This is a genomic window from Nostoc sp. ChiQUE01b, from assembly GCF_034531255.1.
Classification (GTDB): Bacteria; Cyanobacteriota; Cyanobacteriia; order Cyanobacteriales; family Nostocaceae; genus Nostoc.
This window is the reverse complement of record NZ_JAVRBM010000031.1, coordinates 1-25,897: the sequence shown is the minus strand read 5'-3', so window position 1 is coordinate 25,897 and position 25,897 is coordinate 1. Positions and strand designations below refer to the sequence as shown.

Sequence of the window (25,897 nt, the reverse complement as noted above, 5' to 3'; positions counted from 1 at the left end):
AAAAATAGCCTAATTATTTTATTAAAAACTATGTTTTTAATGAATGTTTTATCTTACTTGGAGTCAAATATGAATTCTCAAACTCAAATCAGCATCCCAATGATTATTCAACAATCAGAAAGAGGGGAGCGAGCATTAGACATTTATTCACGCTTACTTGCAGAGCGAATTATCTTTTTGCGAAATGAAGTTACAGACGAGACAGCTAATCTCATCGTTGCCCAAATGCTATTTCTTGATGCTGAAGATCCAGAGCAAGATATCACATTGTATATTAACAGTCCTGGAGGTTCTGTGACAGCAGGAATGGCTATTTACGATGCCATGAATCAAATTCGTTCAGAAGTATGTACTGTCTGCATCGGTATTGCTGCCTCAATGGGATCGTTCTTACTTGCTGCTGGAACTAAGGGCAAAAGATATGCTCTACCAAATGCTCGAATTATGATTCATCAACCATTAGGAGGGGTTCAGGGAAAAGCATCTGATATTGAAATTGCAGCTAAAGAAATTTTGTATTTTCGCCAATTAATGAACAAAATACTCGCTGCCAATACTGGTAAATCGTCACGGCAGATTGAACTGGACTCTGAACGGGACTTTTTCATGAGTGCCGAAGAAGCAAAAGCTTACAGTTTAATTGACAATATTATCTTGAAAACATCTACCTCTATTTAATCTGCAAACAACCTATATGTAGAAAATGTAGCGTATGCGATCGCACTAGCAGCAACAAACGAACGTGCAACTAATCGCATTTATCATGTCGCTGATGTAGAAGCACTTACCGAAGCTCAACGCATCACCAGAGTCGGGAAAATAGCAGGATGGCAGGGTAAAGTGATTACCGTACCGAAAAGCCAGTTCCCATCAGAGTGGAAGTTGTCTCTCAATACAGATCAAGATTGGTTTGTAGACTCAACTCGTATCCGTCAAGAATTGGGATACAAAGAAATTGTGCCCTTAAATGAAGCATTGCGGCAAACCATAGATTGGCAGCGAACTCATTCACCTGAAGAACCGCAGCAGTTTGCAGTACCGTGGTTGCTGGACTATGCAATAGAAGATGCGATTTTGTCTAAATTCCGTTGAACTTTATAGTTAGTAATGAATAGCTCTTTTCCTTTAGCTGCACCATTTTGTTTATAGTTATTCATACCGTACTGTAATTCCCACTCTAAAATATTAGCCCATTGAAAGTTTTCTATAATTTGCGTTGAGTTGTCGTAGGTAATTAGCCAGTGATGATGACATTGTTGTAAAATTTCAGCAAATCTCTGATGTTCAAAAGAAGTGTGTAAGTTACCATCTTTACCATATAGCTTTGATTTTGTAGCACTAAAATATGGTGGATCTAAAAATAGAAATATATCTTCTCCTGATGTTTTTAATAAATGGCTGTAATCCAAATTAGTAATTTGAACATTGTTTGATAGAATATCTTCCAACTTTTCTAATCGTTCTATTGAAGAATCAGTAAAGCGCTTATGAAAAGCTTCTTGGGAAAAACCACCTGATTTTACAGTTCCACTAAAAGTAATTCTATTAAGAACGAAAAAACGAACGGCTCTTTCTAAATCAGATAATTTATTGACATCTACACTGGTCAATTCTACAAACAATAATTTGCCATCTGTATACTTTACTTTAACATGGCGAATTTCTTTAACTAACTGAGCTAGATTGGATTGAGCAACTTTCCAAAATAAGAAGAGTTCGCAGTTTAAATCGTTAATCCAAATTTTGAGATTAGGAAACTTTTGTCGTAAATAAATGAATACAGAACCACCACCCACAAAAGGTTCTCGAAATTCCGAAAAGCTTTCTGGTAAATATTCAACTATTTGATTTATTGCTTTTGACTTACCACCAGGATATCGGAGAGGACTTTTGAGCATAAAAGTAATTTTTATGGCTTAAAATATATTTAATTATTCAAAGATTTAGAAAGAAAGACAATTCAACTATCTGTAAAATAGTCTGAATCTATCTTTTTAATCTTATGAACTGACATTGTTGATACACCTACACTACATATTTATCGATTTTCATTTCTACTGAACTTACTAGTAGCACTCAATGCTCATAATCATGATTTTCTACTTCATTATTGAGTGAGCGGACAGTTCAACATACCTTTACACCTGATTACTTGATGTGTAATATCCAGTCAGTCATATCAATTGGAAGAAATACGGAATTTTGCAGTCTAATCCATTTAATGGTGGTAGTGTTTTCACTAATCCAGTGTAATTGCCTATTTTGAAATGTTAAGGTGCGATTTTTCTGTCTAATCATCCGAATTAGGAGTATTAGACCGATAAAACTAGTCTAATAATATAGTTTGGCTGGCTGCTACAAAATCTGACTCGTGGGAAATCCTAATATTTATCCCAGCCAGAACAACACTTTGTTGCAACTGACATCTGACAGCAGCCAAAAGAGCTAACCGTTTCATGTAGCAGTTGCGCTTGAGCTAGTCTTTAAGCTTTTGTGTCATGCCCCAAGCGGGGGAATCTCAATTTTTAGTTGTTAGAGCGAAGCAAGAAAAATGCAAAATAAATCTACTCAAATGAGGAATATTTTCAAGGTACTGGCGGTAATTCTGGTGATACTGGGTATCTACACTGCTCAGTCTGCTATGGCCAGCGATCAGACTTTCACAAAGTCCAGTATTCAGGGAAATTACGCCTATGTCAACAACAGTGCTAATGTTGCCAGCTTAGGGCCGATAACCTTCGATGGAAAAGGTGGACTAACTGTGGACTTGATAGCGAACTTACCGTGTGGCAATCCTATTCCTAATTGTTCTAGAAACATTAATGATCTTCCCCCGGTGGCGAATGGAACTTATTCGGTGGCAACAAATGGTACAGGTGTTGCTACGATCCCTTTTTCTACCGGCACGGTTACATATAATTTTATAATCTCCGAGACTGAGAAAAAAGGAAGAATACTCCTAGCAACCCAGGTTTTTGCGATTGGTCAAAAAGGAGGATTGGCCGGGCAGTTAATCGCTCCTACATGGAATCGAATATCAGACTAAGGATTGGAGCAAGCATAGCCGAGTAGAGTAGGCAAGACTGAAGCCTTGTCCACTCTAACGGTTTTTGCGCTCAGTGTTAACTTTTGACTTCCGCCTTGCGGTATTAGCGTGATGAGCGAAATATTACACGACCTGGAGATTCTTCCTGATTAATTCGCGCATATACCCGAAGACAAGTTAAGACTTCGCCAGGAATACCACCACAGTCTAGTTGTAAGTCATCTTTGGATACAGCACAGATATCTGCATAAAGTCCCGATAATTGGCGAATTCGCACTTCATTACCTGCATTAATAGCTTCATCAGCGACTTTCTTCAGAATGCGCCGTGATTCATGTTGTAGCTTTCCCCACCAAGAATAACGTTCAGCCGGTGGTACGAATACTAAAGAATGTATAGCCTCATCCATGTCAATCCAAGCACGGAGAATTGACAGGGGATCAGTGTTTTTCTCAGCTTTTTGGGTGCGTTGGAAGCGATCGCTTAAAGCATCAATATATTGATCGCGCTGTTCTGGTTTGGAGTGTAAGGAAATGACATCGAAGCTAAAAACGCTCTTTAAAGCATGATGTAAATCTGGGTCTATTTCGATAAAATTCATATATAAAAATAGGAATGCCGCTGGTAAATCGGATACATTACCTTGGGGAATTTGAGAATTTGAAAGTGCTTGTTGATACAAATTTAATCCTTGGGTTTGAACAGTACCACTAAGACCGGGGTAGATAATTTCATCGCGGATAAAGGGAAGTTGGTAGAGGTTAGAATTATCTGCGATCGCACCAACTTGTTGAGCCAAATCTAAGGTGCGCTGTTGCCAAGATGCAGCTAAATCCTCTGGGACTCGCAGCAGTTTGCGTTGAATCTCATTCCATAGATCTGAATCTGTTTGACTTTGCAGTTGGGAATTACCCAAATAATAATTAAGTTCTGAGTCAGAATCGAAAACTTCCCGCAGGTGACTTAGTTTTAACTCATCTGGCGCATCTTCCCAACCAGTATTTTGCTGTGCGAGTGCAGGTTGTAAGAGGTTATGAAGTTCTTGCAGCACCTCATCACATATTTTAGATCCTGGATCTAGTGGTAATTCTGTACGAGCCTGATTCAATGTAGCCTCTAGTCCATACAAACTAAACCGCAGTAATTGGGCTAACTCTGAGTTTTCTATCTCTAATAATTGACGCAAGTGCTGCATGAATATCACCTCCAAATATTACCTGTATGTGATTCGTAGCAAATTAAATTTGGCAAACCTCTGCACGCCTTTTCGTTTAAAAATATTAATTTTTTCAACGCAAAGGAACGCATTCGCAAAGCGTCTCGTAGAGAAGGTTAGCGCAGAGGAATGCAGAGGTTTAATGCAAGAGTTAATGTATGCCGCAAAAGGGATCGCGTTCTTTATCAACTTCATTAGGTTGTAATTCTAATTCAGCACGGTAAACACATCCTTCTTGTTTGAGGCATTCTTGATTTTGTGATGTCCAGTAAGGTACTTCACCAGCGTGCATCCGCAAAATGCCTTGATCATCTATAGTTACACGATATTGGCAAGGGTAATCTGTGGTTACATCTGGTTTGCTGAGTGCGCCAATTCTTATCCATTTTTTGCAGTTGGTTTGGGCATCTGTTTGATAAACATAGAAGGTGTGCTGGCCAGTTTGTGGGAATGGAGGTAAGGGATTACTAATTAACCCAATTCCTGGTTGCGTCATCCCATCGCGCAAATAATGAAATTTGTGAAACGTTTTGCTACCATCATTTCCAACTTCAAATACAAGATGATAGGCATCTGGTTGATCGACAGTTGCTGACTCAATAACATTGACGGCAATATCACCATCATTTAAGTCTTTATTGAAGCCCTCAACAGCAATATTCCAGTTTAATTTACCATCAGCAAATAGCGCTGAAGTTTCTGAAACTACCGATTCTAAATCAATGCCAGAAATATCAATTAAATAATGAGGATTTCCTTGACAAAGCAATACGTTAAATTCGAGGGTTTGGTCAATTTCAAACTGGATTTTGATTTTTTTCAGAAACTCTGCTTCTGGCATTTCCAATTGATTCATGAGGTTTTTGCCGTCAAAGCTTCCCCAAAGTCGTAAATCTCCTTCTTCGTAATCCTGACGGTAGATAATATTAGTCAATTGTATGCCTTGCCAATGAGTACGAACTTTAGCAACAGTTTCCCAAGGTGCAAGTTGATAGAGTTCTTGTCCAGCTTTGAATATAGTTAGTAAATCGTTGCTTTGGGTTTTGCGTTTGAAGTTGCAGGGTAAATAATAAAACAGGTTTTTGACATCAATTTCTAGCTGGTTGGCTCCCTTACGCAGCAAGCTTTTGGACTCTTCTGGATCGAATCTCAATCTTCGTAGCTTTTCGGCATAGCAAGCACCGGCGGAAGTGGCTAGCTTGGTAAATTCCAGTACAAAGGTAATCCGTTCTGGATTCCAGACAAAATATGGAGACTTGCTAAATTCTTGGTAAATTTGGCGCTGCACTATGTCTAAATTACAAGTTTTACCAGACAAAATTAACCAATCAACTTTTTGGGAATTCCAAGAATCTTTGGTGAGATCATCGGGACGCAAACGACTTTCCATTAATCCTTGGGCAATTCCGATCGCTTCTTTAATTCCCGAAGCGGCGGCTCGTTCAAATTGCTGGTTGTCTAGGGTGATGCAGATATTATTTGGATCTTTAACTTGTAATTTAACGGTGCTTTGGGTGAGCAATTCAGAAATTTGCTGCTCAGAAAGTGTGAAGGTTAATAGAGAATTCTCTACTGATGGCTTTTGTCCAAGTTTAAGTTTAGCGGCTTCTGCATAATCCCAAAGAATATAAAAAGATTGTAAACGTTGGGGTGCTTGTTGCCAACGGGTGGGCAATACTTTCTCGGCAGTATCTAGGGCATCTTTGTAAGCAATATCACCTTCTGGATTCTCTCTGTCTAGACATTTTAAAAGACTGCCAGTTTTAAATTTGCCTTGTTCTAAGAAACGCTCGTTTAATTCAGAGTTAATTAAATCTTCTAACTTTTCGTTTTCGATATCACCTATTGTTACTGATGTCAACAAAAAATCTGCGATCGCAACTTTTAATAATCTAAAAATTCGCAGTGTAATTAACTCACCACCTAACTGTAAATGACCAGATGAACCTAATAGTTTAGGAGTAAGTTTATAGTAACGTCCTCCTAAACCCCGGTCTTCATAATCAGCAAAAGCTGGGGTTTTATCTTCTAAAGTCAGTTCAATTAAAGCTAAGTCTGTAGTTCCGCCACCAATATCCAAGACGAGGACATTTTGTGACCATTTGTTTCCTACTTGGCGACAACGGGTTTTGAATGACTCAATCCCAATGTTGAGATTACCACCAAATTCTCGCCATAAAAAGAATATTGCCACAGAAACGGCTTCATCATAAGCAGTTTGTACATCATCGATTCCTAACTGCTCAACTAATTCCCTAACTTCCTTACGAACAACTGGTGGGGCGACTGTTGGGTAGGTGACAACTGCTGTTAAAAAATCTCCTTCAGAAAATCTGCGTCGTGCGTGTTGGCGGTAGTCTTCAGTTAACTCGATTAAATGCGCCCAAGCAGATTGGATTAACTGGTTAGCGGTAATTGTTTCTTCTTCACCATCTAAAATAACTGAAAACGATCGCTCCTGACCAAAATAGCGTTTGGGTGAATGGTGAAACCTGCTGATAATTTCCTTTAAAGAACTGCTTGTACCTTGAGCGATCGCTTTTTTTCGGTTATCTCTAGCTTCCCTTCCCATCCGTAGTTTTAAGTTCCCTAAGTACGAAATTTCCGACTCGCTGGGAATTTCCGTATCGCGGCGATCAATATCCAGCACAACTGGGATCAGATTTTGCGACTCTAGGGTAGGGACGCGGAACACCTCATGATAGATTTGGTAAAGTTTTTTGCTGACAGCACGGCGGAATCTCTCGCTATTTCCTAAAGAAAGTTCAATTTGGCGAATTGCTTCCAAAAATCGCTCTTTATTGTCACTTTCAAAGACTTCACTCAATTGGCTGGGTTCTATCTCTAGGTTTCTGCTAATTTCTGAGATAAACTTTTCCCAATCATCAGCACTGACATCCGGTAAAGCCACTGAGGCGGGAGAATTTAGCCATTGCGATAAGCGATCACGCAACCGCATTTCTTGTTCTTTGGGTAGAATTTCTGCGATCGGTACTTCAATTGGATCGAAAAGTGTAACTGTAGAGTTCGATGTACCAAAATCTAAAGCAAACCATCCCGGAAATCTTTTTTGTTGTTTTTCGCTTTGTTGTTTTTCGCTTGGTTCTTGATCGCTATATTTGTTGAGTTGGAAAGGGTTCATTAGAGTATCACTTTCTGTTGTTTTTTTATCGCTAGCTAAAAACTGTAATGTTTTACCATAAAATTACAAATTTAGAGAATCTTTGGTCTTGTACCACTGATTCTCTTTAGCACCGGCTTTTTTATTTAGTGGGATATCTACGCCTACGCTTTTATATGAAAGGATGTAGGCGTAGCCCGAACTAGGCGATCGCTATGAAAATTGCAGCCGTTACTAAGTTTATGTTGAAGATTCTTGCTCAGTTGCAAGTCTTACTTGTTCGATTTCTTCGATAGTTAAATGAAGTAACCTCGCAACCTCTTCTATCGAAATACCATAAGCTAAACACCGAGGTATAAGTTCAAGTTTTGCTAGTTCTCGTCCTTGTTGTATTCCTAGTTGTAGTCCTAGTTCTCGTCCTAGTTGTAGTCCTTGCTGTATTCCTAGTTCTCGTATTTCTTCTAGTGCTTGTTTTAGTCCTTCTTCTTTAGCTTCTCGATAAATCCTAGTTTCTTGTAACTTAATTTCAAACATTGCCTCTACCTCTTCACGGCTTAAGTTTACAAATTTATAACCAGTAATTGTTGTGATTACTCAGCTGCGAGTCTTACTTGTTCGATGGTTAAATTAAGTAATTTGGCAACGTCTTCCATCGACATACCAAGAGCTAAGAACTGAGGTACAACTTCAAGTTTTGCTTGTTCTCGTCCTAGTTGTATTCCTTCTTCTAATCCTTCTTCTCGTCCCTCTTGTTTGGCTTCTTGATAAACCCTAGTTTCTTCTAACTTAACTCCTAACATTGCTTCTACCTCTTCACGACTTAAGTTGGCAAATTTATAAACAGCAATTGTTGTGATTACATCTATTATCTCCTCCTTAGCTAAAACAGTTATCTGTTCTTGTTGCACCCGCTCAATTAAACGTTTCGCTTCTTGCACCATTTGAGTATCTGAGGCAATAGTTAACTGTATCAAACTGATACCTATTCTTTGCTCATCAGGACTACCTAACTCATCTAAATAAATCCGTTGTACTTGGGAACTGTTCAGTAGCGATCTGTGAATAGTGGTTTTTTCCGGTTCCAAGCTGCGAGACTGTAAAATAATTACTCCGTACCAGTCATTATAAAGCGACGGGTTGCGATACATATACAGCATCGACTCTGAGAAAAAGCGATGGTACAGTAACTCATCCTTTTGGAATTGTAACTCAGCAAAAAATATCATCTGAGATGTTGCATCAGCTGGAGGTAAAAATACCCCATCAATCCGAAATGTTGGTTCTTTAACTTCAACTGATTCAAAGCGATAGCTACTAGCTTCGGCTGGTGGCTGTTCTACTAACTCGAAAAACAATCCTGGGACACGCTTAAAAATTGCATAAAAAATCGCATCACGTCTCACAAATATATCCTCATAACTGTAGCGATCGCAATCAGTCAGTTTCTGAGTTAGCTTATCTCAAATCATCTAAGTAAGAAACAGCAGCAAGTTCTGAAATAATCTGCAACCAAGTAGGAATTTGGATTTCAGATGGCAATTCCCCAGCCGCTAGATATCTCAGCAAAGTTTCTTTTTTTGAAAGGTTTTGTAAACTAGGAATAATTTGATCCAAAATACCTTCAAATTCGGAATTAATTTGCTGATTAACTTCGCTAACATACTGCACAAGATGGAGGCTGGCACTAGCAGTAATTTCATCTCGCAGTCGTAGTACTAAAAGTTGGTGATTGCTCGATCTGGGTAAGCCTTGGCTTTTCTCTGGTGCCCAGTCAAAGATTTGACCAACATTGTGTTTATCGTCTTGACGTGCTAAAGGAAAGATAATTTCGGGTGCAACGGTTTTGTCTTTACTACTGATTTCAGAGATGATTGCTTCTTTCCACTCATTAGGCTCGCATCCTAGTAATAATTTATAAAAGAGATCGGCATCTTCAAAACCAAATTTATCTTCGATTTCTTGTTCCATTTCTGGGTGAAAAAATGCCTGCAATTGTTCGCGTTCTGGGGCGATATAATTCGATAATTGATTTAATAAATCTACCACGGCTTGATGAATGCGATCGCGGGCAAAATCTTCTACTTCTTTAACGGTTTTCTCAAAGACTGGATAAAAATCATCGCTTTTAGTTGGAAGGGAACTATTTAGACGATTTCCCCGATCAAATAATTTTCCAGCTGCACCTTTAGATTCTGCCAGAGCGATCGCTCCATTATTGGCTTTGTTGAAGAGTAAAGTCCACTGGTTCCAATTGAGGATTCTAAAGGTGAGTTCGTCTTTAACTACATCGCTGACAACAACACCGCGCCGATCTTTAAGTGGTTCTTTGCCGATATCTTTTTGAAAATTTCTGTAGATTTTATCTAAGCTTTCGACCAAAAAACGCAATTCGATAAAAGCAGGACTATCGCCTGTAGGGATACCTTGCTCGTGAATTTCATCTATGATGTCCTTTAAATGATCTTGTTGCTGACTCACCACATCAGCAGCTCTTTTAGTATCTTCATAGAGTTGCTTCAGACCATGAGTCGCTACGTGGGTTTGAATCAATTCCCGCAGCTTATTAAGTCCCCCATCTTGACTAAAGTAACCCAACTGTCTGCCCAAATAGCTACGGGTGTCAGATTCTAAGAGATGTTTACTTAAGCGCTCCCATTTATCTTGTAGCCGTTTAGACCGATCTAGATAATCAGGATAGTCTAAGTTAGCCAAAAACTCTGATGAGCCTGCTTTCACTGTAGTAGAACGTTTTGCCAATTCAGCTAATCCCAACAGTGGCGATAGTAAAACGATGCGGTCTTTTTGGGTTGTAAACGCTTCTGCACCGTCAATGGTAGTTTGCAGAACTTTGAGTTTTTGGAAAACGGTTTCCTCTTGTAAATCCCTATCTTCAATCAGTTGGTCAAGTTCTCTTTCGCCACCCTCGCTATCTAGAGGTAGTTGATCGAAGCGACCCACACCAACGAGAATTAAGTCTTTCAGGTCTTGTCCCGGTCGCTGCTGTTGCATCATCGTGAAGATTTTATTGGCGCGATCGCTCCCAGGAGATTTACCATTTAGCAATACCAAAATTGTCTGTACTTCTGCCAATTCCCGCAGTGACAAAAAGGTATCCCTAGCCCCCGAATTAGCAGCCCCTAATCCCGGAAAGTCGATGAGAATAAATTTAGCTGCATCTGCAAAATCCCAAATTTCCCGTGAGATTTTCACATCGATATCTACGCGGCGGATGAGTGGGAAACTGTTTTGCAATAACTTTGTTGGTAGCCTCTGGGGTGGACTCGGTAATCGGATGTGCGCTGGGGGTAGATCCTCAAATTTCAGAGTTTGGATTGCCATTGGCTGCTCGACCAGCTGTAGCCCCTCACGAGCGGTGGTAGCATCAATTTGGTAGTGTCCACCACACATAACTTCCCCATAAGCTTGATAAGCCCGTAGGAATAGTACCAACTCCCGAAGTAAATAACGCAGATCTAAATTGTTACTGCTATTCCATGCTTCTTCACACCAGCTAATAATATCTGTGCCAGAGTTGAGTTTCGATACTGGTATTGGAGGAAGCCCTGCTGCTGTTGTTCGTTTATTGGCTTCCCCTAGCATGAAACGTAGACACTCATGTACTCCTTCATGAGAAAGATACTCTACCGTAAAGTTACTTAATTGTGTAGTGGCAAAGTCATCTTGTGGGATAATGTGTATGGCAGTAACATTACCTGTAGTAGGGTTTTCACTGACTGGCAAACCATCTGCATATCCAATTAGACTGCCTAAAAGTAAGGTTTTTCCACTACTAAATTCTCCCATCACCCCAATTTTGACAGGCGAAGTTGCCAGGTCTACAGTTTTCTGGGCAGCCGATCGCAAACGAAGAAGACAGTCATCAAGACTAGCTGGAACCCAATCTTCTTGTTTAGAAGGGTACTGGGGCACAGAATCTATCTTTCGGAGGATGAATTCGCCGTACTCCTTAAAACGGCCCAGTTTATCTGGTTCCATAAAGTAGTTTCCGCCTAACATTAATTTCTGTGAGCTTTATAACATATAAAATGCAATTACCAGCAATTGTTGCAACCAGTTGATATCACATTTAGCATTTCTCTCATTTAATTTGCGATTTTGCTATAGCAATCCTAAATCATTCGTGAGATTTGTTCTCTTTTTATTGGCGTACTTTTCTACAAGATGCTGCGCGTACCCTACGAGGAAGCAAGCTACATGTAGTGTTTCGTAGAGAGACAGCTCGTCATCACCTAGATTTATCATCACTCAAATAGGATTGCTATATAAGGCATTTTGACTAGTCAAGACAATTTTGAAAAATTGGGTTTGTTGGGAAAAATAAAAAACTATACATTCATCATTATCCAAAATTACAAATAAATAGGGTTGGTTTTTATACTCCTAACTCGATAAAAGCTGCTGAATACAGATGTGGCTCTCAAACTCTTTTATACTCCATTATTTTAAGCAAGATAGATCCATCAGCCAGATTTTAATTCATGCTGAATTCTTCTTGATAAAAAATCAATATTTATTTTGGATGAAATTCTTGATTATTGTGAATTTATGATAAAGATGTAAATGCCTTGCAGAGAATCATATAGTTTCCGTAAAGCTAAATCAGGTTTTTGAGCAATGCAATTACATAGCGAAGATGAATTTCTCATTGACTTCAAAAATAAACAAAATTAAACAAGCTCCCTGATATATAGATAGTTTAAATTTCACACAAAATGCTGAAATTAATCTTAATGATAACTTCAGCTTTTTTTCAATTTATTTACAGCAAAAGAGGAATTGCTGCATATATAAAAATAAATAACGTATTAAAATCGTTAACAGGTTGGCATAAACAAGATTATATCCATGTATTAAGAAATTGTATTTTCAGCATATTACCTTAATAATTTAGGCAGAGCAGGCAGGCAAAAGTGTTTTCTAAAAAGGTGCAGAGCTACGTTAAACAAATCATAGTTGAAGAGGAAGAAATACAACAGGATGAAAAAGTATTTTGTCAGCAGGCGGATATTGCTCCTCTGATGATTTGGATGTCTGGATGCAATGCACTGTACTGTTACTTCAATTCTAATTGGCTGAAATTTACTCGAACACATCTAACAACAGCCGCGTCTGCATCTGCGCGAGAAGAGGAAATAGGCAATATTTGGACTGGCAGCGTCCATCCAGAAGATAGACAGCGATGTGAAGATATCTATCTGAAAGCATTTGCGATGCATGATTCTTTCCAGAGACAATATCGCCTGCGTGGAACTGACGGCGAATATCGCTGGATTTTAGATACAGCCGCGCCACGATTTGCGGCAGATGGTAGCTTTGTCGGTTACATAGGTTATTGTATCGATCTAACAGAAGTGCCGATAGGGATAAGTGAACCTTCCCTAACAGATATCTGTTCACCATCTACAAATTTTTCTAGTGACTTACGTAAAATTGCAGAAAAAAAACGGGCAACAGAATTAACAAAAGCATTAGAGCAACTGCAAGCTGAAATTACTAAACGCCAAGCAGTTGAAGCACAGTTACGCCAAAAAACATCAGAATTTGCAGCAATTTTGCAAGTGCTTCCTGATTTGTACTTTCGTCTTGATGCTGATGGAAGTATTCTGGATTACAAGCAAGGATTGATGGAGAGTCTGGATATTCCACTAGGGGAGTGTCAGGGCAAGAGTTTGCGAGAATGCTTACCGACTGCTGTAAGCGATCGCTTCCATCAAGCAATAAATCAAGTACTTGAAACTCAATATGAAGTCAGTTTTGAATATACCTTAGCGCTACCAGAAGGTAAAAATAATTTTGAAGCTAGGTTATTACCATTACCAGACCAGCAAATCATAATTCTTGTCCGCCAAACCAGCGACAACATCCAAGCAGCATTCATAGAAGGCGATAACAAGTTTCGCAGCATTGTCGAAAACGCCAATAACATTATTTTCGCCCTGACACTTGAAGGGATATTTTCTTACGTTTCTCCTAACTGGACTGAGATTTTTGGGCATGAGGTTGCAGAAGTTGAAGGCAAATCCTTTGTTCCCTTTGTACATCCTGACGATGTGCATATTTGTGCCAATTATTTTCAAAGAATTTTGACAACAAGCGAGAAACAAGACGCAATAGAATATCGGGTAAAACACAAAAATGGTAGTTGGCGATGGCATACAAGCAACTCATCTGTTATTAAAGATGCTAATGGTAATGTTTTAAACTTTGTTGGTATTTGCCATGACACCACTGAGCGCAAACAAGCAGAAGTTGCATTAAGAGAAAGTGCCCAACGGGAAGCCCTACTCAATCGTCTTTCTAACCAGATTCGAGCTTCCTTGGATCTCAATTACATTGTGGAAACCGCAGTGCAGGAGATCCGCAACTTATTCCAAATCGATCGCTGCGCCTTTTTTTGGTATCGGCAAGACACTGATTTACCTTACTGGGAGAGAGTATATGAGGCGAAAAGTTCCTTTTTCCCCAGTTTGCTTAACCAGCAAGAAGCAACTAATGCAGAAATAGAACTAATCGCAGCCAAAACTTTGAACAGAGAAATCATCCGCATTAATGATGTTGAGGCTGTGAGCGATTGCACTGCACAACAATTTTTGCAAGATTTCGGTTTCACTGCTTTTATGTCACTCCCCGTACACACCCAGTCTGGGGAAATTGGCACATTTAGCTGTAGTTCTTGTAGTGGCCTTCGCCCTTGGCTGGACAGCGAAGTAGAATTATTACAAGCAGTTACAGTTCAACTAGCGATCGCTATTGACCAAGCTAAACTTTACACCCAAAGTCGTATCGCTGCCCAAACAGCCCAAGACAAAGCCCAGCAACTAGGAGCAGCGCTGCTAGAACTTCAACAAACCCAAGCACAACTGATTCAAGCTGAAAAAATGTCCAGTTTGGGACAATTGGTTGCAGGTATTGCCCACGAAATCAATAATCCCGTCAATTTTATTTACGGCAATATTAGCCACGCCCGTGAATATACCAAGGATTTGCTGCACTTGGTAGACCTTTATCAACAGAACGATTGCCCACCAAAACCAGAGATTGACCAACAAATCTACGCCATTGATTTAGACTTTCTCAAGCAAGATTTGCCCAAAATCCTGGATTCTATGGACATGGGAGCCGAACGTATCCGGCAGATTGTCCTATCTTTACGCAATTTCTCTCGCCTTGATGAGGACGGCACAAAGCCAGTAGATATTCATGAAGGTATTGATAGCACCTTGCTGCTGTTGCAAAATCGCCTGAAAGCCAAATCAGGACATCCCGAAATCCAAGTAATCCGAGACTACGGCAACCTACCAGCAGTAATGTGTCACGCTGGACACATGAATCAGGTGTTCATGAATCTGTTGACAAATGCGATCGATGTTTTGGAAGAGTCATACCCTGCAAGAAGGCGTTCGCGTAGAGAAGCGCCGATGTCATTAGTAAACAACACTGAACAAAAGACAGATGACCAACGACAAATGACTTTTCCACAAATTCACATTCGCAGCCTCATTCAAGAAGATTATGTAATTATTAGAATTGCTGACAATGGTCCCGGCATGAGCGAGGAAGTACGCAAACGCCTATTTGACCCCTTCTTCACTACAAAACCTGTGGGTAAAGGTACAGGTATGGGATTATCAATTAGCTACCAAATTGTAGTCCAAAAACACGGTGGAAAGATCCAGTGTATTTCAGCACCCGGAGAAGGTGCCGAGTTTGTTGTGATAATTCCACTAAAGCAAGAACCCTCAACGTAGATATCACACAATAGAGATAGAGTAAAAAAACGTAGAAACGTAGCACTGCTACGTCTCTAGAAGGGTTCTGGATAACGCATATTTAATTTCTGGAGATGTGTAATTTTAATCTCAGCTTAATCAAAAGTTAACCTAATAGTTGTTAACTAAGATCAACTCACTTTTTGCTGCAACATTTGAACCCCCTCAATAACCTAAAATTTACAGGAATTGGGGGGATTATTTCTTCAAGTATAAGAAATTAAGTTTGAAAAAAGTTGTAATGGTAGTACTATCTTTGCGTAGGCGTAGCCAACCTAGATAAGGTACACAATCAACTGCACCTACGCACCTGACAAAAAAAATCCCTGAGTACAAATAAAATAAAAGGCTGGGATGATACAACCCCAAAGTCAAAATAGTATCACCTACACACGCGTTATCCACCTAAGTCATGTAATTGACATAGATATTCCCCAATGGTCTGGAGATCCCACAGTAGAATTTGAAACTGTGGCTGAACTAAATAATGATGGCTATTACCTGCGGCGTTTCTCTTTGGGGGAACATAGTGCTACTCATATCAACGCCCCTAACAGTTTTCATAGTTCTGCTGTGGGAATTGACCAATACGCAGCCCAGTCTTTGGTTGTACCTGCGGTGGTTATAAATGTTTGCCAAGCTACAGCAGTTAATCCTGATTATGCCCTGAGTGTTGCTGATGTTTTGGCTTGGGAAGCAGAATACGGTAAAATTTCTGGTGGCTGCGTAGTTATACTGAATACTGGTTGGCAGAAAAAGTGGTTGGATAAAAGCGCATTCCTCAATCATGATGCTCAAGGGATTCCCCACTTTCCAGGATTTGGTAGCGATGCGACTCAATTTTTATTGGATGAACGGCAAATAGCTGGGGTAGGAATTGATACTCATGGTGTAGACCCCGGACAGGATAACAGTTTTACGATTAACCGCTTAGTTTTAGAACAACCGCGCATTGTGTTAGAAAATCTGACAAATTTGGATCAATTGCCACCTAAAGGTACTACTCTAGCGATCGCAGTTCTGAGATTACGTGGTGGTTCTGGTTCTCCTGTGGGGGTATTGGCGTTAGTGCCTTAATTTTTATATCGATATTTGGTTATCGCGTCAATTTCCTAAACTTGAGGATAACCTAGAAAGCAAGCAAACTTAATACACAAGTTTCAGTGGATCATCGGAGATTTTCAAAATGACAACTCCGCTATCTTGCCGCAATTACATTGACGGTCAATGGTTGAGGGCTGGAGAGGAAGAAACCCTAGAAAGTCGCAACCCTGCTGACAAAACCGAAGTCGTTGCCACATTTCCCCGTTCCCAAGTTCAGGATGTAGATACAGCAGTAGCTGCCGCCCGTAAAGCCTACCGCAGTTGGCGCAAAGTCCCGGCCCCTGCGAGGGCAGAATACATCTTTCGCGTTGGGGAAATATTACTCCAGTATAAAGAAGAACTTGCCCAGTTAATCAGTCGGGAAATGGGTAAACCCTTGACGGAAGCTAGGGGAGATGTCCAAGAAGGTATTGACTGCGCCTTTTACAGTGCTGGCGAAGGAAGGCGACTATTTGGGCAAACCACACCCTCGGAAATGTCCAATAAATTCGCCATGACTGTGCGGATGCCCATCGGAGTTTGTGCCTTAATTACTCCCTGGAATTTCCCGGTGGCAATTCCTTGCTGGAAAGCTATGCCAGCCTTGGTGTGTGGCAATACAGTTATTCTCAAACCTGCTGAAGATACTTCCGCCTGTGCAACTAAATTGATTGAAATTTTTCAACAAGCAGGTTTACCACCAGGAGTAATTAACTTGGTGCATGGTGTGGGAGAAGAGGCGGGGAAAGCTTTAGTTGAGCATCCTGATGTTGATTTAGTATCGTTTACTGGTTCTTCAGAAACGGGTGCTTTTGTCGGCGCTACTTGCGGACGCACTCACAAACGTGTCTGTTTGGAAATGGGTGGGAAAAATGCTCAAGTGGTGATGGAAGATGCCGATTTAGAACTTGCTCTCGATGGTGCAGTGTGGGGAGCATTTGGGACAACTGGGCAACGGTGTACGGCTACTAGTCGGCTGATTTTGCATCGTGATATCAAAGAAAAATTTACCGCTATGCTTTATGAGCGTACCAGTAAGTTACGCTTGGGTGCTGGCACTGACTCTTATACAGATATTGGCCCGATAGTCAATGAAAAGCAACTCCAACAAGTGAGCAAGTATTTGGATATCGCTCGTGAGGAAGGAGCAAAGGTTTTAATTGGTGGGGAAATTGCTAGTGAAGGCTCATTAAAAAACGGTTACTTTTTTCAACCAACTATTTTGGATAATGTAACTCCTGATATGCGAGTTGCCCGTGAAGAGATATTTGGGCCAGTGGTGGCATTAATTGAGGTTAGCTGCTTTGAGGAAGCGATCGCAATTCTCAACGATAGCAATTATGGTCTTTCTTCTTCAGTTTACACCCGCGATATCAATCGGGCTTTTACTGCTATGCGCGACATCGAAGCAGGTATCACTTATATTAACGGCCCGACTATTGGAGCAGAGGTACACTTGCCCTTTGGTGGTGTGAAACAAACCGGTAACGGACACCGCGAAGCTGGAACTACTGCTTTGGATGTTTTCACAGAATGGAAAAGTGTCTATGTTGACTTCTCTGGAAGTTTGCAACGCGCTCAGATAGATAATCGTAGTTAGTTTTATGTAAATATGCTTGGGTTAAGGTTTGATTCTCCCTAACCCTCCTTAAATTTCAATCCGCTTTGCTGCTGAAACGCTTGTAAATCAGAGCCTTTTAGGGAATGAAACAGCCCTGCTTTTTAAGGGGGGCTAGGGGGGATCTAGGTTTCAGGCTTCAGTGCGTAAGTCCTAGCATTATAAAATCCAAAATTAATTGGGCATTATGGGCGCGATGGTTTCTTACCAAAGCCATAGCGCAATGTATCCATAATCCAAGTTTGGAAGTTGTCAATGTAGCTAAATATCACTGGCACTACTACCAGTGTCAACAGAGTGGAAGTTGTAAAACCGCCCATAATAGCAATTCCCATCGGTTGGCGAATTTCAGAACCCGCGCCAATTCCCAATGCTAAGGGCAAAATACCGGCGATCGTTGCAAAAGAGGTCATTAAAATTGGGCGCAGACGTGATATGCCTGATTCAATGAGTGCCTGACGTTGGGTTTTGCCTTCTTGCATGTTGATGATTGTATAGTCAACTAACAGAATCGAGTTTTTGGTGACAATCCCCAACAGCAACACAATCCCAATCAGGGCATATATTCCCAAGGGTTTTTGAGCAACCATCAACGCTACCAATGCCCCGCCTAAACAAAAGGGTAAGGCTGCCATAATCGATAATGGATGGAGGAAGTTGTTATACAGCAGCACCAGAATTGCATAGATACACATTAATGCCAGCCCCAATGCAGCGCCGAAGCGACCGAAAATGTCTTGCATAATTTTGGCGCTTCCTGATGGTTGCTGTACTACTCCGGGTGGTAAGTTTTGCATTACAGGTAGTTTGTTGATTATCTGGACTGCCTCTCCTAAAGAAATCCCTTGTAAGTTGGCTTCTACAGCAACTTGACGGGCGCGATCGTAACGGTTGATGGTAGCAGGGCCGCTACCAAAGCGGATATCTGCTACTGCTATGAGGGGAATCAATCTACCATTTTGACTGGGGACTTGGAGATTTGTGATTGTGTTGATATCAGCCCGCGCTTGCGGATCGATTTGCACACGAATCGGGATTTGGCGATCGCTTAAATTAAATTTCGCTAAGTTGGCCTCATTATCGCCGATGGTTGCAAGGGAAGCAGTCCGAGCGATCGCTTGCACTGTCACCCCCAAATCTGCTGCCCGCTGTGGTTTAGGAATTACCAAAATCTCTGGTTTTACCAAACTTGCAGTAGAAGCTACTTCTACCAATCCAGCTATGGATCGCATCTGCTTTTCTAAAGCATCAGCAGCTTGATTCAATGCTTGGGGGTTTTCACTTCTGAGGACAATTGATAAACCTTTGTTACCGCCAGCTGGTGACTGACTTTGGAAACTAATTCTTGCTCCTGGTATTTGCTCAAAGTCAGGGCGTACTTGTTCCTCAAACTGTTTTTGGGAAATATTCCGTTCCTCTCTGGATTTGAGATTAATCGTAAGGGTTGCAGAATTGATTTCTTCGGTTGCTAGTACACGTTCAACTACTGGGTTTTGTCGGATGATGTCAGTCGCTTGTGTGACTACCTTGTTAACGTCTTCTAAAGTCGAACCAGGAGGTAATTCTATAGATACGTTAGAAATCCCAAAGTCGCCTTCATCAACGAAACCCTTGGGAATTAAAGGAACCAGCATCAAACTGGCAACAAAGAAAGCTAAAGCGATCGCCATTGTTGTCAATCTATGGCGTAACGCCCACTGTAAAAGCGATCTATAAGGTTGAAAACCCGGACGCTTTTCATCTCCAAGTTTTCTACTTCCCTTCCCGCTACCTGGAAGTGTAAATTTAAAATTAAACAATTTTATTGCTCTCCCTCTTCCCCCACTCCCCACTCCCCACTCCCTACTCCCCTCTTGCCTCAAAAGATACGCCCCCATCATCGGCGTAACCATCCGTGCTACAAGAGTTGAGAAAATTGTGGAAACGGCAACGGTAACGCCAAATGGTTGAAAAAATTGCCCTGGAATCCCACCCATAAAGGCAACAGGCAGAAATACTGCAATAATCGTCGCTGAACTTGCGATTACCGCTAATCCTACTTCGTCGGCAGAGTCAAAAGCAGCTTCCCAAGCTGACTTGCCCATAGCCATGTGGCGTTCCATGTTTTCAATTTCGACAACGGCATCATCGACCAAATTGCCCACTGCTAGGGCTAATGCCAACAAAGTCATGTTGTTGAGGGTGTAACCAAGAGCTTGCTGCACTGCGAAGGTGGGAATTATTGACAAGGGTAAGGCAACAGCCGTAATTAATGTTGCCCGCCAGTCCCGCAAAAACACTAAAATAACGATGACCGCTAGCACCGAAGCTTGAATCAATTCATCAATGGTGCTTTGGTAAGATTGGCGGACAATATCGGCTCTAGTAAAAATTAAATCCAGCTTGACATCTGGGGGAAGGGTTTTTTCTAGTTGTTTGACTGCTGCTTTCACTCCTTCTTCCACAGTCACCAGAACGCTGCCAGTACTACGCAAGACTTGAAAAGCTACCACAGGTTGATTATTCAAGCGGGCGGCTTGGCGCACGTCACCAAATTTATCTTCTACAGTTCCCAGGCTAGATAAAGGTACGGAACCTCCTTGTGGCAAGACGATTTCGTAAGTTTTCAAAATATCGACACTGGTGGCACTTCCTAAAGTACGGATACTTTGTTCGCTACCACCAACTTCGGCACGTCCGCCAGGTAAGTTAATGTTCAAAGCGCGGATTTGGTCGTTTACCTGAGTGGCGGTGATCGCTAAAGCTTGTAAGCGGTCTGGATTAAGATTAATCCGAATTTCTCGGTCAACGCCACCTACACGCTGAATTTGTGCTACACCACGAACTCCCAACAAGGCACGGCTAATAGTTTGGTCTACGAGATTGCTTAACTCTTCTACAGAACGCCGATCTGATTTAACTGCATAGGTAATCACCGGGCCGCCGGAAAATTCTAGGCGTTCCACAATTGGATCGTTAATATCTTGGGGTAAATCTTGGCGAATTTGAGCGATCGCATTGCGGACATCATTGGTGGCGCGATCGCTATCTGTACCCAAAACAAAATTGATTGTCGTCTTAGAATTCCCATCGCTAACGGTGGAAATCATGTAATCGATATTGCCCAACCCCGCGACGGCATCTTCAATTTTTTTCGTCACTTGGGATTCTAGTTCTGTTGGGCCTGCACCTGGTTGGGTGACTTTGATCGAAACTGTTGGCACATCAATATTTGGGTTAGTATCAATCCCCAAGGATATGAAGGAGAACCAACCCACTACTGTCAAAATTAAAAATAAAACTATCGTCGGAACAGGTTTTTTAATCGACCAGGCTGAGATATTAAAGGTCATTTGTCATTGGTCATTTGTCATTGGTCATTGGTCATTAGTCATTAGTCAAGAGTTAGGAGTTATTATTGTCCCCATCTCCCCCATCTCCCTCATCTCCCTCATCTCCCTCATCTCCCCCACTCCCCATTCCCTTCAATTTGCAACTCGAACCAGATCACCATCTTTGAGATAGCCTGCACCATCAAGTACAACGCGATCGCCTAACTGTAACCCCCTCTTGATTTCCACTGTATCGTTATTACCAGGATCTCCTAACTCGACTTTCTGGCTACTGACTGTATTTTCACCCGATAAGAGGAATACAATTACACTTGCGTCAGCTTGGGACTGCACTGCTTTTTGTGGCACTACCATTCTCATCCCTGAGTCAGTAGTAATTGCAGCACTAGCAAACATTCCTGGTTTTAGTAAAGTTGTTGGTGGCAAGTCAATTTTCACTGTCGCTTCCCGTCTTTGATCGTTGAGCTGGAGTTGTATATCCCTGACTCGTCCCTGCGATCGCACCCGCCGATCGGCATCAGAAGTAACTTGCACCGATGCGCCAATTTTCACCTGAGTTAGTTGAGTTTCGGGCACTTTTGCCTGAAGTTCTAACTTTTCATCTCGGATAATCGAAAATAGCTTTTGTGTGCCACCAATCACCGTTCCCACCTGAGTTTGCGGCGGTACACCAGTGACATCACCGACTCTAGCCAGCTTCTCGGCGATTACTCCCGAAACCGGCGCACGTACCACAGTTTGTCCCAACTGAGTTTGCAGTTGTTGTACTTTGGCAGCACTGCTCTTGACATCGGCTTTGGCTTTGTTGACGATCGCTTGGGCGTTATTAATATTGGCTTGAGCACTGCCGATATTAGCCTGGGCACTACGTATATTTTCTTGGGACAGGTTCACAACTTCTATGGCAGTTTTTACAGCGTAAGAACGAGTATCAAGTTCTTGTTTGCTAATCGTCCCAGAGTCAGCAAGTTGTTGATAGCGTTGATAATTTTTGGCTGCTTCCTCTAACCTCGCCTTAGCTTGAGCTAAATCGGCTTGTTTTTGCTGGACTATTGCTCTATTTGATGCCAAATCGGCTTGTTTGGATGCCACATCTGCTTGTTTGGATGCCACATCTGCTTGTTTCGATTCCACATCTGCTTTTGCTTGGCTAATTTGGCTTTGCAGTATGGAATCATCTAATACTGCCAACACTTGACCTTGTTTGACAAAAGCTCCTTCTTTGACATTTTCCGGGATGCTTTTAATTTGTAAACCGTTTGTTTGCGGTAACACTGGAATTAAATCACTCGCGGCTACAGTCCCGGTAGTTTTGAGGGTACGGACAACACGGGCGGTTTCTACTGTGGCGATGGTAACTGTCATCGCTGAGTTAACTTTTTTATCTGCTACTGCGCTTTGTTGACGGGATGGAAAACGATTTAATACACTCATTGCAAGTAAGGCGATCGCAATTCCTAAACCAGTACCCAAGAATAATGGCTTCAACCACCCCCTGGTTTGTTTTTGATTTGATTTGCTCAAAAAACTCCTATCTTCAGAGGTTATAGCTTCTTCCACCTCAACTTCTGAAAGACTTTCATCGCTCACAGTTTCACCTCTACTTTCTGTCTATGCATACCAAATCTTGGTATTTTCTTAAGAAAACTTGAAGTTTATTTACTTTGATATCAACTATGACGCATTTCATCGTAAATGTCTTTGCTCTTTAATAGTATATAATACAACATTCTCTACCAGAGAAATTACTAGTATTAAATAATAATAAATTTTATGTAGATTATGATAAAAAAATTCTCTCATCTTATAAAGGTACTCTATGTCACACACCATCTGTATTTAGATCACTGTCAACCAATACTTAGATATGAAAAACTGATATAGTTCATCTAGATTTATCTAATTAGAATCGAAAGTATTTATGTACCTTGGTACACCAGGAAATTATTTTTTATACGTAATAAATCATTTCTCTAAAGCCTTTGTGTTGTCAGGAAGCCGTGTATTCAGACATGGATAAAGCTAGCGTCTACAGCTACACGTGAGTTACAAAGGAGCAAACTCCATTGCCTTAAATTCCAGCAAGGGTGGCCTTGATTATGGAATTTTGAAATCAAACCAATAAATAATTAGTATTTACCAGAGTAAACAGATATGTTCAATGCCACTGAAATTTTAATTGATGCCTTCGTAAATGAAATTCGAGACGGCTACCGCCGCACTTATGGCTGCTTTAAAAATGATTATCAGGACATTATCGCCTGGGCAGGTAACATGGCTTTGGAAAACATTGCCAATAGTGATGCTCTTTATCACAATGTTGAACACACAGTCTTAGTCACCCTGGTGGGACAAGAAATTTTACGTGGCAAACACATCAGGGAAGGCGGTGTTTCTAGTGAAGACTGGTTGCATTGTATTATTTCTTTAGTCAGTCATGATATTGGTTATGTTAAGGGAGTTTGCCGACAAGACCGAGAAACAGCAAACTTATATGCCACAGGTAAAAATGGCAAAATGATTTCTGTGGCTGCTGGCGCTTCTGATGCCAGTCTGACACCGTATCATGTTGATAGAGCCAAGCTGTTTATTGATGAGCGTTTTGGAGGTCACAAGTTAATAGATGCTGAGGCAATTAAGAGCAATATTGAATTGACTCGATTTCCCGTACCTGCGGCAGAGGATCATCAAGATACGAAGTGCTTTGCCGGATTAGTGCGTGCTGCTGATTTGATTGGTCAACTAAGCGACCCGCGTTACCTGAAGAAAATTACTTCTTTATTTTACGAATTTGAAGAAACTGGTGTAAATAAAGTTTTGGGCTATCAAACCCCTGCCGATTTGCGTAACAACTACGCTAAGTTTTACTGGAATGGCGTCTATCCTTATATCCAAGAAGGACTGCATTACCTATCATTGACACAACAGGGAAAACAAATTCTCGCTAATCTCTACTCAAACGTGTTTGTTGTGGAACATGAAAAACAACAGGAAGAACAGCAGCGGTATTTAGAGAAGTTAGCAGTTAAGAGTTAGGAGTTGGGAGTTGGGAGTAGAGACGCGATTAATCGCGTCTGTACAAAAGTTGGGAGGTGGGAGTTGAAAATTATTAATCATGAGTTATGAATTAAGATAAAAACTTAATAACTCATAACTCCTAACTCATAACTCCTAACTATTATGGATTGGTGGCGACGACTTAAGAAAAATCCTTTGGCACGCTTTGGGGCAATTTTGCTGTTAATTTTCTATATAGGAGTAATTGCAGCTGATTTCGTAGCTCCTTATGACCCCTATGCTTCACAGCCTAATGGTTCACTGCTGCCACCAACTAAGATACACTGGGTTTCTCAATCAGGGCAGTTTACCGGGCCTTATGTTTATCCGACGACTCAGGGAGATACCAATTTAGATACAGGCGATCGCGAACTCATTGTAGACTCGAAAAAGCCTTCACCCTTGCGTCTATTTGTCTCTGGGCCAGAATACCGATTATTGCAGATGAGTTTGCCACTACCGCCGACGTGGGATGAAGTCACAATCTTTTCTGGTATCCCCTTAAATTGGCATTTATTTGGCACAACAAGTGGCGCAAAAGTCAATATTTTCGGCACTGATGACCAAGGCCGCGACCAATTTAGTCGCTTGCTGCATGGCGGTCGCATCAGTATGTTTATCGGGATTTTTGGCGTTATTATTACCTATCCCCTTGGTTTGCTCATCGGGGGAATTTCCGGCTATTTCGGCGGTGTAACTGATAGCATCATTATGCGCTTGGCAGAAGTGCTAATGACTTTCCCTAGTATTTATCTTTTGGTGACTTTGGGCGCAGTCTTACCAGCGGGTTTAAGTAGTACCCAGCGGTTTTTGCTAATTGTGGTGATTACTTCAGTTATTAGCTGGGCTGGTTTAGCACGGGTGATTCGGGGACAGGTACTATCAATTAAAGAGCGAGAATTTGTCCAAGCAGCGCGTGCGATGGGCGGGAACCCAATTTATATAATTATCCGTCACGTTTTGCCACAAACGGCTAGTTATGTAGTTATCTCTGCTACCCTTGCAATTCCAAGCTTTATTGGCGCAGAGGCAATACTAAGTCTCATCGGCTTGGGAATTCAACAACCAGACCCCTCTTGGGGGAATATGTTATCTCTGGCTAGCAATGCTTCAATTTTGGTACTGCAACCTTGGTTAATCTGGCCGCCGGCTGTACTGATTATCCTCACAGTATTGGCATTCAACTTACTTGGTGATGGGTTAAGAGATGCACTTGATCCTCGTAGTTTAAGAAGATAAGCCCTCAATAATAGTAAATGGTGTCGCCGATATAACATATAACAAATGCGATCGCTGAAATAACAAATGCTGTCGTCGAAGTAACAAATGCGAACTCTGAAATAGCAAATGCGAACTCCGAAATAACAAATGCTTACTCCGAAATAACAAATGCTTACTCCGAAATAACAAATGCTTACTCCGAAATAGCAAATGCGAACCCCGAAATAGCAAATGCGAACCCCGAAATAGTAAATGCGATCGCCGAAATAGCAAATGCGATCGCTAAAATTAGTCCGCGAAGGCGGACTTTGCCGGGAGCATCCACTTTTGGCAGAAATACTCAAATAGCTAATAAACCATTGAGATAAGCACAACGAACCGAGAGGATGTGATTGACACTTTCAACATTCCAC

17 protein-coding genes are annotated in these 25,897 nt (G+C 41.3%); 8 read left to right on the top strand and 9 right to left on the bottom strand.

What is annotated here, in order from left to right; translation table 11 throughout:
• Window positions 1-69: 69 nt before the first annotated feature.
• The gene (gene clpP / locus RMY63_RS20285; protein WP_322730433.1) at window positions 70-678 is read left to right on the top strand and encodes an ATP-dependent Clp endopeptidase proteolytic subunit ClpP; all 609 of its coding nucleotides are present in this window, start codon (window positions 70-72) and stop codon (window positions 676-678) included.
• A 162-nt stretch (window positions 679-840) separates the two neighbouring features.
• Complete coding sequence (locus RMY63_RS20280; RefSeq protein WP_322730432.1) at window positions 841-1,092, top strand: hypothetical protein; 252 nt, start codon at window positions 841-843, stop codon at window positions 1,090-1,092.
• Here RMY63_RS20280 and RMY63_RS20275 read toward each other — a convergent pair.
• Both RMY63_RS20275 and RMY63_RS20270 read right to left on the bottom strand, forming a co-directional pair.
• Window positions 1,053-1,898 carry a DNA adenine methylase gene (locus tag RMY63_RS20275; RefSeq protein ID WP_322730431.1) on the bottom strand — a complete coding sequence of 282 codons (846 nt, stop codon included), beginning with the start codon at window positions 1,896-1,898 and terminating at the stop codon, window positions 1,053-1,055. The genes RMY63_RS20280 and RMY63_RS20275 overlap by 40 nt on opposite strands.
• Before the next feature lie 428 nt (window positions 1,899-2,326).
• On the bottom strand, window positions 2,327-2,458 hold the full coding sequence (locus RMY63_RS20270) for a hypothetical protein (protein WP_322730430.1): 132 nt from the start codon (window positions 2,456-2,458) through the stop codon (window positions 2,327-2,329).
• A gap of 93 nt (window positions 2,459-2,551) precedes the next feature.
• Between RMY63_RS20270 and RMY63_RS20265 the strand changes: the two genes are divergently transcribed.
• A complete protein-coding gene (locus RMY63_RS20265) occupies window positions 2,552-3,046 on the top strand; it encodes a hypothetical protein (protein ID WP_322730429.1) in 495 nt (164 codons plus the stop codon).
• A gap of 103 nt (window positions 3,047-3,149) precedes the next feature.
• On the opposite strand, the gene RMY63_RS20260 is transcribed toward RMY63_RS20265, so the two are convergent.
• The 5 genes from RMY63_RS20260 to RMY63_RS20240 all read right to left on the bottom strand — a co-directional run bounded on the left by RMY63_RS20260 (window position 3,150) and on the right by RMY63_RS20240 (window position 11,379).
• Complete coding sequence (locus RMY63_RS20260) at window positions 3,150-4,241, bottom strand: hypothetical protein (protein ID WP_322730428.1); 1,092 nt, start codon at window positions 4,239-4,241, stop codon at window positions 3,150-3,152.
• A 172-nt stretch (window positions 4,242-4,413) separates the two neighbouring features.
• A complete protein-coding gene (locus tag RMY63_RS20255; protein ID WP_322730427.1) occupies window positions 4,414-7,404 on the bottom strand; it encodes a molecular chaperone in 2,991 nt (996 codons plus the stop codon).
• A 219-nt stretch (window positions 7,405-7,623) separates the two neighbouring features.
• Complete coding sequence (locus tag RMY63_RS20250; protein ID WP_322730426.1) at window positions 7,624-7,917, bottom strand: hypothetical protein; 294 nt, start codon at window positions 7,915-7,917, stop codon at window positions 7,624-7,626.
• A gap of 56 nt (window positions 7,918-7,973) precedes the next feature.
• Complete coding sequence (locus RMY63_RS20245) at window positions 7,974-8,786, bottom strand: Rpn family recombination-promoting nuclease/putative transposase (protein ID WP_322730425.1); 813 nt, start codon at window positions 8,784-8,786, stop codon at window positions 7,974-7,976.
• A 52-nt stretch (window positions 8,787-8,838) separates the two neighbouring features.
• A complete protein-coding gene (locus tag RMY63_RS20240; protein WP_322730424.1) occupies window positions 8,839-11,379 on the bottom strand; it encodes a proteasome protein in 2,541 nt (846 codons plus the stop codon).
• Window positions 11,380-12,314: 935 nt separating this feature from the next.
• Between RMY63_RS20240 and RMY63_RS20235 the strand changes: the two genes are divergently transcribed.
• From RMY63_RS20235 to RMY63_RS20225, 3 genes are all read left to right on the top strand, one after another.
• A complete protein-coding gene (locus tag RMY63_RS20235; RefSeq protein WP_322730423.1) occupies window positions 12,315-15,152 on the top strand; it encodes a PAS domain-containing protein in 2,838 nt (945 codons plus the stop codon).
• A gap of 375 nt (window positions 15,153-15,527) precedes the next feature.
• Window positions 15,528-16,250 (top strand): cyclase family protein, encoded by a 723-nt coding sequence (locus RMY63_RS20230; RefSeq protein WP_322730422.1) that lies wholly within the window; start codon window positions 15,528-15,530, stop codon window positions 16,248-16,250.
• Window positions 16,251-16,359: 109 nt separating this feature from the next.
• Complete coding sequence (locus RMY63_RS20225) at window positions 16,360-17,856, top strand: aldehyde dehydrogenase family protein (protein WP_322730421.1); 1,497 nt, start codon at window positions 16,360-16,362, stop codon at window positions 17,854-17,856.
• Window positions 17,857-18,059: 203 nt separating this feature from the next.
• Here the strand turns inward: RMY63_RS20225 and RMY63_RS20220 are convergent, their stop codons facing one another.
• Entirely contained in the window at window positions 18,060-21,206 is a 3,147-nt protein-coding gene (locus RMY63_RS20220) for an efflux RND transporter permease subunit (RefSeq protein WP_322730420.1), read from the bottom strand.
• Window positions 21,207-21,338: 132 nt separating this feature from the next.
• Entirely contained in the window at window positions 21,339-22,796 is a 1,458-nt protein-coding gene (locus RMY63_RS20215; protein ID WP_322730419.1) for an efflux RND transporter periplasmic adaptor subunit, read from the bottom strand.
• Window positions 22,797-23,360: 564 nt separating this feature from the next.
• On the opposite strand from RMY63_RS20215, the gene RMY63_RS20210 reads away from it, so the two are divergent.
• Both RMY63_RS20210 and RMY63_RS20205 read left to right on the top strand, forming a co-directional pair.
• A complete protein-coding gene (locus RMY63_RS20210) occupies window positions 23,361-24,242 on the top strand; it encodes an Npun_R2479 family HD domain-containing metalloprotein (RefSeq protein WP_322730418.1) in 882 nt (293 codons plus the stop codon).
• Window positions 24,243-24,386: 144 nt separating this feature from the next.
• Window positions 24,387-25,502 (top strand): ABC transporter permease, encoded by a 1,116-nt coding sequence (locus RMY63_RS20205; protein WP_322730417.1) that lies wholly within the window; start codon window positions 24,387-24,389, stop codon window positions 25,500-25,502.
• Window positions 25,503-25,897: the final 395 nt, after the last annotated feature.

Coding starts and splice junctions, on each gene's coding strand:
- clpP (WP_322730433.1), top strand. CDS start 70: ATGAATTCTCAAACTCAAATCAGCATCCCAATGATTATTCAACAATCA.
- RMY63_RS20275 (WP_322730431.1), bottom strand. CDS start 1,898: ATGCTCAAAAGTCCTCTCCGATATCCTGGTGGTAAGTCAAAAGCAATA.
- RMY63_RS20270 (WP_322730430.1), bottom strand. CDS start 2,458: ATGAAACGGTTAGCTCTTTTGGCTGCTGTCAGATGTCAGTTGCAACAA.
- RMY63_RS20265 (WP_322730429.1), top strand. CDS start 2,552: ATGCAAAATAAATCTACTCAAATGAGGAATATTTTCAAGGTACTGGCG.
- RMY63_RS20260 (WP_322730428.1), bottom strand. CDS start 4,241: ATGCAGCACTTGCGTCAATTATTAGAGATAGAAAACTCAGAGTTAGCC.
- RMY63_RS20255 (WP_322730427.1), bottom strand. CDS start 7,404: ATGAACCCTTTCCAACTCAACAAATATAGCGATCAAGAACCAAGCGAA.
- RMY63_RS20250 (WP_322730426.1), bottom strand. CDS start 7,917: ATGTTTGAAATTAAGTTACAAGAAACTAGGATTTATCGAGAAGCTAAA.
- RMY63_RS20240 (WP_322730424.1), bottom strand. CDS start 11,379: ATGGAACCAGATAAACTGGGCCGTTTTAAGGAGTACGGCGAATTCATC.
- RMY63_RS20230 (WP_322730422.1), top strand. CDS start 15,528: ATGATACAACCCCAAAGTCAAAATAGTATCACCTACACACGCGTTATC.
- RMY63_RS20225 (WP_322730421.1), top strand. CDS start 16,360: ATGACAACTCCGCTATCTTGCCGCAATTACATTGACGGTCAATGGTTG.
- RMY63_RS20220 (WP_322730420.1), bottom strand. CDS start 21,206: ATGACCTTTAATATCTCAGCCTGGTCGATTAAAAAACCTGTTCCGACG.
- RMY63_RS20210 (WP_322730418.1), top strand. CDS start 23,361: ATGTTCAATGCCACTGAAATTTTAATTGATGCCTTCGTAAATGAAATT.
- RMY63_RS20205 (WP_322730417.1), top strand. CDS start 24,387: ATGGATTGGTGGCGACGACTTAAGAAAAATCCTTTGGCACGCTTTGGG.